Genomic DNA, 12,043 nt, shown 5'->3' on the forward strand with positions numbered 1-12,043 from the left:
GAAAATTATGGCGCACAAAAAGAAGAACGTTCGCAAAAAACTCTGCCCTGTCTGCGAGCGCGAGTTTAGTTGGACTAAGAAGCTTGATAAAAACTGGGAGAGCATGGTCTATTGCTCCGACCAATGCCGACGGGTAAAAAAATATGAAGGGCTGGATCATCAAAAGAAGACAAGTAGTCGTTAGTAATGAAATAGGGTTATATAGATATAAGGGAGTAGACGATGGCACATAAAAAAGTAAACCTACCGCAAAAAATCTGCCCCGTCTGCCAGCGCCCATTTACATGGCGTAAAAAGTGGGAGGAAGACTGGGAGCAGGTGATTTATTGTTCTGAGAAGTGTCGGCGAGGGAAAGCAAAAGATGAATAGACCAAAATATAAAGCTTCAGCCGATCATAGATTGGCTGAAGCTTTATTAAGTTGATGGCTTATTATTAGTAATGTTCTTTCATAAGTACTTCTTCCATTCGACACCGTCGTCTAATTTACAGAAGATGAGATATAGGTCGTTTACTTATAAATACTTTTGCCTAAAAAGACTAAAGTCATTCTCACTAGAAAATAGAGAATAACTCTAACGTTTTTATTGGCTATCAGTGGCTATTACACTGTTGGATTAGGGTCTTGAGAATTTAAACATCTCTTCATAGTCTATGACATCGTCTTGGTTATCGTCCACTTCAATAGTAAGGGCAGTATTACCTGTTACTCGAGCGTAACGCGTGCGTGGTTCTGATAATCCAGTCCCCGCATTGCCATCATAAATTATAGTAGTAGTTAATTGACCAGTAACAGCATCAACAGTGTAGTTACCCCATTCCATACCATTTTCGGAATTATCGACTGACCTATCCTCGTCAACTTGCACGTAGATATAAGTACCGTTTTCTAAGAATGCTAAGCCCAGTAGTTCGTTGTCATCAGCATCATCGAAATCCCAAGGTCCTAAAATACTTTCAGACTTAGTTTCTGAGAAACGATAGCTTTCGTTACTATCAATGATGCCATTTCCGTTTTCATCTACTTTCAGGATAAATTTACCGTTAGATACCTGAGCATAACGCATGACAGAATCTGATAATCCAGAGGTACCGTTTTTATCAAAGATAGGCGTAGCGGTCAGTTTGCCTTCTGTACTACTGACGCTATAACTGCCTAATTCCATACCATTTCCAGCTTCACTGGTTGATTGGCTACTATCGACTTGGGTCTGTATATAAGTCCCATCATCCATGAATATAATAGTTGATAACTCTCCACTAGCGGTATCGTCGCTACTCCACATGCCGACGATTTCAGTATCAATATTGGGCTGATCAGGTTGTGTAACATCTGGTTGATCAGGTTGCGACGTCGGTGATTCATCAGAATCAGAGTCACTACCACATCCCTGTAAAATCAGTGCTGTTGTCATGGCTAATAATGCTAGTTTAAATGATTTCATTTTTATCTCTCCTTGATTTAAAAATATAAAATCTCACTCAGCTGAAAGTCAGTGCCTTGCATCTCCTTATTATGTTAATTAAAGAATATATAAATCAGTATTTATGAATATAACAAACATTTTTCAGTTAATCCAATCCAAAAAGTATTTTCTAAATGAGTAAAATGGAGAGGTTGGTTATGAAATAAAAAGAGTGTAAAAGCGAGAAGAAGCTGTAAAAAGTAAATTTATTAGCGAAAAGGTCAAAGTATTAAAGGTTCGAAGAGCTTTTTCGAGATACTGTCGCTGGAAGATAGTGAGCAATAAAAGTATTTATTTAAAAAATTGGCAGATATATAATTAAACGCCGTCTCCTTTATTGACTGCATTTCTACTGAATGAAAAAGATAAAGGAGACGGTATATTTAAACGTCATAGCTACATATATTTTTTGAAATCGATTTAAACGTAAGAAAGTTAGTTACTACAAATTGGGTTTCAACCATTTTTTAGCAGTTTTTATATTCTAATTTTCACACTCAGTATAAATTTCTAATTGATCACGACTGAATTTACCGCTGGTTAATTACCATCTCTCTTAGCAAAAATATTCGCAACCAACGCGCCACTAAAGTTATGCCAGACACTAAATATCGCACTAGGTAAGGCCGCGACAGGATTGAAATAAGTTGCCGCAAGGGCAGCGCCCAGACCAGAGTTTTGCATGCCCACCTCTACCATAATGGCGCGGCGTTGTTTCTCCGTAAAGCCGGACAAACGAGCGATTACATATCCTAAGGTATAACCCATCATATTGTGTAAGGCAACTACGATAAAGACGATTGCACCACTGTCTAAGATAGTCGCTTTAGATACTGCCACCACTGCCGCTATAATAATAGAGATACCCAATACCGACACCATCGGCAATACCTCGGTGACGAACTCGATTTTTTTACCCAAAAACTTATGAAAGATAACACCCAGTAATATGGGCAAGATAACGATTTTCGTAATGGTCATCATCATACTGGCTAGGTCGATGTCGATCAGCTGACCAGCAAACACATTTAATAGAATCGGGGTCAGAAAAGGCGCAAGCAGGGTAGAGATAGAGGTAATCGCCACACTCAATGCCACATCACCTTTGGCTAAGAACGTAATCACATTACTAGAAGTACCACCCGGGCAACAACCTACCAAGATAACACCGACTGCGATTAAAGGATCAAGGTTGAAGATGACCGTTAATAGGTAAGCGATCAAAGGCATGAGCGTGAACTGTGCTAATAGCCCTACCAGTACAGGCTTTGGTCGTTTGACAATTTCTAGGAAATCTGCCGTTTTGAGTGTCATGCCCATCCCAAACATAATGATGCCAAGTATGGGAACGATTAAAAAAGCCAACGAGGCAAAAAATTCAGGAAAAATAAATCCCAAAACAGCACTGACCAATGCCCAAATTGCAAAAGTTTTGCCAATCCAACTAGAAAGTAATGCAATCTGATTCATAGCCTGTCTCAAAATAATAAAGTAGACAATAATCTAGCATGGTTCTTGTCAGTAAATGATAAAAGTATTTTGCTATGAACGTAGCGATAAGTTTGCTGATAACAAATAAAGGATGCGCCATAAAAAATGGCTTACCCATATTAAATAAGTAAGCCAAAAAATAACTATCAGGTTTCTATAACTTTATTAGCCAATCGACTATAAATTTGGATTTAACCACTTCTCAGCTGTTTTCATATCCCAGCCTTTACGCTCAGCATAACTCTCTAACTGATCACGACTGATTTTTCCGACGTTGAAGTATTCACTGTCAGGATGTGAATAGTAGAATCCGCTGACCGATGACGCAGGCCACATCGCATAGCTTTCAGTCAAAGTCGTACCGATCGCATCTACTGTACCAAGCCAGTCAAACAATTTGCCTTTTTCGGTATGCTCAGGACAGGCAGGGTAGCCAGGTGCAGGGCGGATACCGACGTATTTTTCTTTAATCATCTCATCATTGGTAAGTGATTCGGTTGGTTGGTAGCCCCAGTACTCTTTACGTATTAGCTCATGTAAATGTTCGGCAAATGCTTCAGCTAAGCGGTCAGACAGCGCCTGTACCATAATGGCATTATAGTCATCGCCTGCTGCTTTGTATTGCTCAGCCAGTGCTTCTGTACCGACGATAGAAACAGTAAAGCCGCCCAAGTGATCAGTGTGGGTGTCTGATGGTGAGATAAAGTCTGCCAAGCTAAAGTTAGGCTTGCCGCTTGCCTTGTCGCTTTGCTGACGTAAGTGCTCAAACTGGTAGGTCGGTTTACCACCATTTTGTGGGTCATTGTCATATACAGTGACGGTATCTGCGCCAGTACGGCGCGCGGGCATCAGTTTAAACACCCCTTTCGCTACGATTGATTTTTCATCAATCATTTTGTGTAGCAGCTCTTCGGCATTTTCAAACAAATCGCGAGCCGCTTCACCAACCACATCATCTTGCAATATTTTCGGGTATTTACCGGTCAGACCCCAAGAGATGAAGAATGGTGTCCAGTCAATATAAGGCAGCAGATTCGCGATTGGATAGTCATCCAATATCACTTGTCCTAGTTTATTTGGCACTGGTGGCACATAGGTTTCCCAATCATACTGAAAGCCAATCTTGACTGATTCGGCATAGGTGACTTTGGCAGCTTTTGGTTGACGCTTAGCCAGACGCTCACGCACTTTGACATACTCTTCGCGTGTCTCATCGATGAGCGCTTGACGGTGTTCTTTTGATAGTAATTTGGTCACCACACCGACTGAGCGCGAAGCATCCGATACATAGATGACGCCATCGTTTTGATATTGCGGCTCGACCTTGACGGCAGTATGCGCTTTCGACGTCGTTGCACCGCCGATCATCAATGGTAGTGTCATGCCGCGCTCTTGCATTTGCTTGGCGACATAGACCATCTCATCGAGACTTGGGGTAATCAGACCAGACAGACCGATGATATCAACTTTTTCTGCGATGGCAGTATCGAGGATTTTTTCACATGGCACCATGACGCCCAAATCGACGATATCATAGCCGTTACAGCCGAGTACCACACCGACGATATTTTTACCGATATCATGGACGTCGCCTTTGACGGTTGCCATTAGGATTTTACCTTTGACTTCGCCTTCGACTTTTTCCGCTTCGATATACGGGTTTAGCCATGCGACCGATTGCTTCATTACACGGGCAGATTTTACGACTTGCGGTAGGAACATTTTACCCGCACCGAATAGGTCACCGACGATATTCATACCGTCCATCAGTGGCCCTTCAATGACTTCTAGCGGTTTAGGGTACTTCTCCCATGCTTCTTTGGTATCCGCTTCGATAAAGGTCGTCACGCCTTTGACCAGTGCGTGGGCGATGCGTTCTTCTACCGTGCCTTCGCGCCAGCTCATATCGACAGTACTGTCTTTTTTCTTGCCGCCATCTTGGTAGTTTTCAGCGACGGTCATTAGACGTTCAGTGGCATCTTGACCAGTTTCACCTTGATTGCGGTTGAGCATGACGTCTTCGATAGCGTCACGGGCTTCCTTTGGAATATCATCGTACAGCTCAAGCATGGCTGGGTTGACGATACCCATGGTCAGGCCGTTTTTGATCGCGTGGTATAAGAATACGGAGTTGATCGCTTCACGGATTGGATTACCACGGAAACTAAATGAAACGTTGGACACACCACCCGAGACCATCGCATTCGGTAGGTTTTCCGTGATCCAGCGTGTGGCATTGATAAAGTCCGCGCCGTAGTTGTTGTGCTCGATGATACCCGTGGCGACGGCAAAGATATTTGGGTCAAAGATAATGTCCTCGCTAGGGAAGCCCACTTCATTGACCAATACATCATAACTACGCTTCGATATCTCAATTTTGCGCTCGTAAGTGTCAGCTTGTCCGTCTTCATCGAACGCCATGACGATAATGGCAGCACCATAGCGCATGCACAGTTTGGCGCGCTCGACGAACTCAGCATGACCTTCTTTTAGGGAGATGGAGTTGACGACAGATTTACCCTGCGTGCGTTTGAGGCCTTCTTCGATGATGTCCCATTTAGACGAGTCAATCATCAGCGGGACGCGACTGATATCTGGCTCACCTGAAACTAAGTTGACGAAATGAATCATCGCCTGCTTGGAGTCGAGCATGCCTTCGTCCATATTGATATCGACGATTTGCGCGCCGCCCTCGACCTGATCGCGCGCGACATCAAGAGCTTCGGTATAGGCTTCTGTTTTAATCAAACGTAGGAATTTTTTGGAGCCTGTGACGTTGGTACGCTCACCAACATTGACGAACAAGCTATCAGAATTGATGGTAAATGGCTCTAGACCTGATAGTCGGCAGGCAGGCGCTATCTCAGGAATAACACGCGGTGGATAATTCGCCACGACTTTAGCAATTTGACGGATATGCTCAGGCGTCGTCCCACAGCAGCCGCCCACGATATTTAGGATACCTGCTTTGGCAAAACCTTCGAGTAGGGCAGCGGTTTCTTCAGCGGTTTCATCATACTCACCAAACTCATTGGGTAGACCAGCGTTTGGATGCGCAGAGACAAAGGTATCAGCGATGTTTGACAATGTCTGAATATGTGGACGCAGCGCATCAGCACCTAGCGCACAGTTAAAGCCAACAGATAATGGCTTGGCATGGCGGATAGAGTTATAAAACGCCTCGGCCGTTTGACCCGATAGCGTACGACCTGACGCGTCGGTAATCGTACCCGAAATCATAATTGGCAACTCAAAGCCAATATCGTCAAACACACCAGTGATCGCAAATATCGCGGCTTTGGCATTTAGTGTATCAAAGATCGTCTCAATCAAAATAATATCGACGCCGCCTTCTATCAGGCATAAGGTCGCTTCACGGTAGTTGAGTACCAACTCATCAAAGGTAATATTACGAAACGCAGGATCATTGACATCAGGCGATAGCGAACACGTACGTGACGTCGGGCCCACGACGCCCGCAACGAAGCGCGGTTTCTCAGACGTTTTTGCGGTAAATTCATCCGCCGCTTCTCGAGCAATCTTGGCCGCTGTCCTATTTAGTTCTGGCACTAGATACTGCATGTCATAGTCAGCCATCGACAGACGCGTACCGTTAAAGGTATTGGTCTCGATGATATCAGCGCCCGCTAGCAGATGATCGTGATGAATGTCTTTAATCATGTGCGGCTGAGTCAGTACCAGCAAGTCGTTGTTGCCGCGTACATCTTGGTCAATATCAGCAAAACGCTCACCACGATAATTCGCTTCTTCTAGTTTATAGGTCTGAATCTGCGTACCCATCGCACCGTCTAACATCAAAATGCGTGATGCCATCTGCTCAGTGATACGTGCACGTGCGGTTAGCTGCTGCTCTTTAAACGGAAATACAGCAGGCGGCGTTAATATAAAGTCATTAGCGGATGAGGAGTTAGAGGCGGTATCGGTATGAGAATCGGTTGGTGAGGTCGTCGTTGGAATCATAGGTGTGCTGCTTATATCGTAATTATTAAAAAAAGAAGGAATAACAAACCAGTAGCGTGCAGAGTCTCACGAAGAGGACCGCAAATTTGCATTATTTTAGCATGAAAAGTTTGCTACATAGGGATACTGCATATTCCTCTTTGGCAATAGATAAATAAGAGGAGAGCTGAGTAACAAATCAAGGTATTAGAGTCTATTTCATAAAGCAGATACGCACAAATGAATATCATTTCGCTAAGGGCTTACATAAAGCTTTTCTTTTGCAAATGAAAGCCAACGGGAATGCTCAGAAGTCAAACAGAGTTTACACCCGTACCACAAAAAATTGCGCAAAGTCAGGTTGATAAAGATTGTTTACATGTTAATTTAATTTCAGAAATACAAGGTCTTAGTAAGCCCTACTTATAAATATAGGCTCATTTATTAGCAATAACTGGTACTAAGAGTATCAATGTTAGCAGTATAGTGCAGTGAGCAAATGGCATTAGCAGGCAGGATGATCTGTAAGACAGTAATATCATAGTTGAAACAATACCAACGTCAAAGAAATTCAAATCATTAAGGAAAATGTTATGAAACTTACTAAAATTGCCACCATCGGTACATTGGCTATCTCAATCGCAGGTCTAAGTGCTTGTAATAATATGATGCCAGCGAAGACAGGTGATATGAAAGCACCAATGCACAGTCAGAGTATGGCTAAGATGAATGTTGTACAAATTGCGCAAAGTAATCCTGATTTTTCAGTATTGGTAGAAGCGGTACAAGCAGCAGGTCTAGTTGATATGTTGTCTGATCCTAACGCTCACTATACGGTATTTGCACCGACCAATGCTGCCTTTATGCAAGCATTGCAAGAAACAGGTATGACTAAAGCACAGTTATTTGCCAATAAACCACTATTGACTAAAGTATTGGGTTATCACGTAGTCGCTGGTGATATGGCTATGTATGCCAAAGATGTGAAGCCTGGTAACGTAATGACCGCTAGCAAAGACACGTTGATGGTAACCAAAGAAGGCAAATTGATGGATGAGAATGGTCGCACGACGAATATTGTGAAGACTGATATCGCTGCCAATAATGGCGTCGTTCATGTAATTGATAGAGTATTGTTGCCCAAATAAGTATTAGCTGAGGCATACCCACTGTATTTATTGCAAGACTAAACAGCCATTGTTTGTGATGATTTCATTATCAGACAATGGCTGTTTTAGACTTTAGAGCTTTATCTATATAAATTTCTATTTAGGTTGGAATTTTCTAAATAAAAATCCGAAAATAGTTAATCCACATCATTTTGTCTCAAATATCGCAATAACCGATATACAAGCAAACAATGCTATATACGTGATTGATACAGTGTTGCTACCTAAGTAAATACCATTTGAAAATTAAACAGTTAGACTGAGAACTATCAATATAACGGCCTAAATAGTATGACTAAGTAATTGGTACATCTATTGGTTGTCAGTCGCTATTATATTTATCGAAAATTATTAATTTAAATAAATCCCTTAATCGATTATTTATCCAAAAAGGAATTACCTATGTTAAAGAAGAACTTGTTATCTATCGCAGTTGTAACCGCAGCCATGTCACTAGCAGCGTGTAACGATACTGAAACTGTTGCAGAACCAACTGAACCAGAAGCCACTGAAGAAATGGCAGTTGAGCCAGTTGCTGAGACAGAAGCTGTTGAAGCAGAACCAATGGCCGAAATGGATATGGAAGCGACTCAAACTATTGCTGAAATCGCAGCAGAAAACGAAAACTTAACTATCTTAACCGCTGCGCTACAGGCTGCTGGTCTTGATACTATGCTAATGGAAGAAACTAAGCATACTGTATTTGCCCCAACTGATGATGCGTTTGCGCCAGTGTTAGAAAAACTAGGCGTAACTAAAGAAGAATTATTGGCCAATACAGACTTGCTAAAAACGGTTCTTCCTTACCATGTACTAGCAATGGAAGTTAAAGCGGCTGATATCCCATACGGTACTGAGATCGAAACAGCGAATGGTAAAACCATTACTATTAGTGAAGATAATGTAATTACTGACGCTACTGGTAATACAGCAAATATCACTGGTACAGATATCATGGCAACCAATGGTGTGGTACACACTATCGATGCAGTATTAATGCCTGAATAAGCTATTTATTAACGCGTAGATTCATAATCTATAAGTTAGTTAAAGAAAGCCTAGCCATCGTGCTAGGCTTTCTTACGTCTATGAATTAAGGACGCAGAAATCAAGAATAGGGAAGTTAAGGCGCAGAAGTTTAAGCGATGAGATAAGCTATGGGTTAACTATACGTGTGCGGCTACCTAATTAAAATAAGGGGTGGTGTGTCAAAAAGTATGCTGATTAAAATTTGAACAATTTTTGAAGCCTTGAAAGCCCTATAGAATCAGAGAACTTAGCATAGATTTCTTATTGACTTTTATCGCCAGCATACTTTTTAAAACACCACCAAATAAGGTTATAAAATGCTAAAGCGAGCTCTATAAAGAAGACAGGCAAAATACAAAATAACAGTTATATGTTATTTCAAAGACAGGTTGATTTTGAGAGATAAAGGGGTGATTTTAAGGTATTAAATCAGTTTTTATGAACGTAGGTTTTGATGTTTTTTCGGTAAGCTATTCTGTAGTGGTGTAGAAAACTATCCAAACAAAAAAGTCCGAGACCATGGTCTCGGGCTTTTTGTTTATTCAATAAGATTAAATAGCAATCTTATTAAATCGACTTACACTTTATCTTTACGTAATGGATCAGCGTTCATGCTTCTTTGCTGTGCTAGATGACGTTCTTCCCAATACGGTGCGTTTTTGATGCCGAATTTAGCAGGATCAAAACTATAGCGAGTGACGCCAGCTTTACGCTGAGCTTCATAGTCTTTAAGCATAGTAAGGGTTGGACGAGCCACGATGAAGATGACAAGAATACCAACAATGTTAAGCCAAGCCATAAGACCAACACCGATATCACCGATTGCCCAGATATAACCAGCTGAGTTTAGACCACCATAAGCAACCATCGCCATGATAAGCACTTTCACTAGGAATAGACCAGTTCTGTTCGCACTACGACCGAGGAAACGTGTTAAGTAAGCGACGTTTACTTCAGCGATGTAGTAGTAAGCCAGAATTGTCGTAAAGGCAAAGAAGAATACAGCGATTGCGATAAAGACATTACCAAACGTACCGTATACAGATTCCATTGCCATTTGCGTGAAAGCAGGAGCATTGATTTCAGTAGCAGCGGCGACGTTCTGTACGATGAACTGACCATCTGGTAGCGTACCTTGAATGTTGTACATACCAGTAGATAAGATCATGAATGCAGTAGCAGAACATACTAGTAATGTATCAACATATACTGAGAATGCCTGAACGAGACCCTGCTGTGATGGATGCTCAACTTCAGCAGCAGCAGCAGCGTGAGGACCTGTACCCTGACCAGCTTCGTTGGAGTAGATACCACGTTTCACACCCCAACCGATCGCAGCACCAAAACCTGCTTGTGCAGTGAATGCATCACCAACAATCATACCAAATACATCTGGAATCAAGCTGAAGTTGCTGAACATGATGATTAGCGCTAGGGCAATATAACCTAATGCCATGAAAGGTACTGCAAACTCAGTAAAGGTTGCAATACGCTTAATACCACCAAAGATGATGATACCTAGCACCACTAATATGATAGCCAAGCCGACCAAACGCATAGAGCCAACTTCTAGGCCTGCAACGTTCATGATCGTACCTTCACCCATTACCTGTGCAAATGCACTGATAACACCGTTCGCCTGTACACCAGGTAAGAACATACCACATGATAAAATAGAAGCGATTGCGAAGAGGATGCCGTACCACTTTTGACCAAGGGCACGTTCAAAGTAATAAGCTGGGCCACCGCGATATTCGCCAGTTACCACATCTTTTTCTTTGTAAATCTGAGCAAGAGTAGATTCGACATAGGCTGTAGATGCGCCTAGGAAGGCTACGATCCACATCCAGAAAACGGCACCTGGGCCACCGAAGCCGATAGCAGCAGCTACCCCAGCGATGTTACCCATACCCACACGACCGGCGAGTGAGACGGCAAGTGCCTGAAATGATGAGATACCCTGTGCACTAGATTTACCAGTGAATAGGAGTTTGATCATCTCACCGAATAGACGTACTTGTACAAAGCGCGTCATAATGGAATAGAACAGACCAGCACCCAAGCAGAGATAAATCAGCGCTGGGCTCCAAATAATTCCATTTACTAAGTTAACTAAACCTTCCATATTTATGTTCCTAGTACTGTCTCAAGGTGGCACTGTTTGCTAGGAGTAAACTAACTGGTTAACTTACTTATTTAAGTTAAGCAGTTAAAGTCTCTGCATCGACTTATTTGTTGTCTAAGTCTCATGTGCTTGGCCACCAAGAATGGACTGTAGTTGTCTGTATTTACCCGCGTATCTCGTCAGTAATACGGACTATTTGCATAGCGCTTATCACTGACAATATAAATATCAGCTGCGTTTACTATTATTCTACAACCTCAACTACTGCGGTCTTCTATCATCATGTTATACATCAGATGAATCATAAGTTAACCGGCGGATAAAACAGGCGGTTATATAATTAAATACCCATCACCATGATGGCATTCAACTTACTATGAGCTGTCTTGAATGAATCCATGACTGGTATGGCGAATTGACAGTATTTAGCGATAATTTGACAGTTAATTGATGTTTTTATTAAGAAATTAACAACTCGCTAATACTAATCAAACTATAAGTCCACTACCAAATGTATTCAAACCGTACGGCTACGTAACTGCAATTTGCCATATTTTTGTACTAATTACTAGAAATTTCTTTATAGACGGTAGATATATTCGTATTTTATTTGGCTGATACATTAGCAAGATTTGGATTATTTATAAATAATTGTTTGTACTCTCATAACATTTTGTCTAATTCCTCTAGACTGCTAGATTTTTGCTCTATATCTATCATGATAAAAACGCGTTATCGTTGACGTTATGCGGTTGTGTTTTGGTAACGGTCAATTGTAAAAAGCCGTATATAACGCCATCATTA

General features: G+C 41.8%; 8 protein-coding genes. 4 read left to right on the top strand and 4 right to left on the bottom strand.

Annotation, left to right across the window (positions count from 1 at the left end; genetic code table 11):
• The first annotated feature begins 7 nt into the window (after positions 1–7).
• Positions 8–184 (top strand): DUF2256 domain-containing protein, encoded by a 177-nt coding sequence (locus I3249_RS05020; protein ID WP_238068949.1) that lies wholly within the window; start codon positions 8–10, stop codon positions 182–184.
• A gap of 38 nt (positions 185–222) precedes the next feature.
• Positions 223–369 carry a DUF2256 domain-containing protein gene (locus I3249_RS05025; RefSeq protein ID WP_238068951.1) on the top strand — a complete coding sequence of 49 codons (147 nt, stop codon included), beginning with the start codon at positions 223–225 and terminating at the stop codon, positions 367–369.
• Positions 370–616: 247 nt separating this feature from the next.
• Here the strand turns inward: I3249_RS05025 and I3249_RS05030 are convergent, their stop codons facing one another.
• From I3249_RS05030 to metH, 3 genes are all read right to left on the bottom strand, one after another.
• A complete protein-coding gene (locus tag I3249_RS05030; RefSeq protein ID WP_238068953.1) occupies positions 617–1,444 on the bottom strand; it encodes a hypothetical protein in 828 nt (275 codons plus the stop codon).
• Between the two features lie 561 nt (positions 1,445–2,005).
• Complete coding sequence (locus I3249_RS05035; protein WP_238068955.1) at positions 2,006–2,935, bottom strand: bile acid:sodium symporter family protein; 930 nt, start codon at positions 2,933–2,935, stop codon at positions 2,006–2,008.
• Between the two features lie 198 nt (positions 2,936–3,133).
• Positions 3,134–6,937 (bottom strand): methionine synthase, encoded by a 3,804-nt coding sequence (gene metH / locus I3249_RS05040; protein WP_238068957.1) that lies wholly within the window; start codon positions 6,935–6,937, stop codon positions 3,134–3,136.
• 572 nt (positions 6,938–7,509) lie between these two features.
• On the opposite strand from metH, the gene I3249_RS05045 reads away from it, so the two are divergent.
• Positions 7,510–8,064: a fasciclin domain-containing protein gene (locus I3249_RS05045; RefSeq protein ID WP_057758533.1), complete on the top strand. Its 555-nt coding sequence runs from the start codon at positions 7,510–7,512 to the stop codon at positions 8,062–8,064.
• 423 nt (positions 8,065–8,487) lie between these two features.
• Positions 8,488–9,093 carry a fasciclin domain-containing protein gene (locus I3249_RS05050; protein WP_057758535.1) on the top strand — a complete coding sequence of 202 codons (606 nt, stop codon included), beginning with the start codon at positions 8,488–8,490 and terminating at the stop codon, positions 9,091–9,093.
• Between the two features lie 598 nt (positions 9,094–9,691).
• On the opposite strand, the gene I3249_RS05055 is transcribed toward I3249_RS05050, so the two are convergent.
• Entirely contained in the window at positions 9,692–11,239 is a 1,548-nt protein-coding gene (locus I3249_RS05055; protein WP_238068958.1) for an alanine/glycine:cation symporter family protein, read from the bottom strand.
• Positions 11,240–12,043 lie beyond the last annotated feature (804 nt).

This window comes from Psychrobacter sp. Ps1, assembly GCF_022129425.1.
Lineage (GTDB): Bacteria > Pseudomonadota > Gammaproteobacteria > Pseudomonadales > Moraxellaceae > Psychrobacter.

What these genes read in the sequence shown, in the direction of transcription:
- I3249_RS05055 (WP_238068958.1), bottom strand. Translation starts at nt 11,239, where the DNA reads ATGGAAGGTTTAGTTAACTTAGTAAATGGAATTATTTGGAGCCCAGCG.
- I3249_RS05020 (WP_238068949.1), top strand. Translation starts at nt 8, where the DNA reads ATGGCGCACAAAAAGAAGAACGTTCGCAAAAAACTCTGCCCTGTCTGC.
- I3249_RS05050 (WP_057758535.1), top strand. Translation starts at nt 8,488, where the DNA reads ATGTTAAAGAAGAACTTGTTATCTATCGCAGTTGTAACCGCAGCCATG.
- I3249_RS05025 (WP_238068951.1), top strand. Translation starts at nt 223, where the DNA reads ATGGCACATAAAAAAGTAAACCTACCGCAAAAAATCTGCCCCGTCTGC.
- I3249_RS05030 (WP_238068953.1), bottom strand. Translation starts at nt 1,444, where the DNA reads ATGAAATCATTTAAACTAGCATTATTAGCCATGACAACAGCACTGATT.
- I3249_RS05045 (WP_057758533.1), top strand. Translation starts at nt 7,510, where the DNA reads ATGAAACTTACTAAAATTGCCACCATCGGTACATTGGCTATCTCAATC.
- metH (WP_238068957.1), bottom strand. Translation starts at nt 6,937, where the DNA reads ATGATTCCAACGACGACCTCACCAACCGATTCTCATACCGATACCGCC.
- I3249_RS05035 (WP_238068955.1), bottom strand. Translation starts at nt 2,935, where the DNA reads ATGAATCAGATTGCATTACTTTCTAGTTGGATTGGCAAAACTTTTGCA.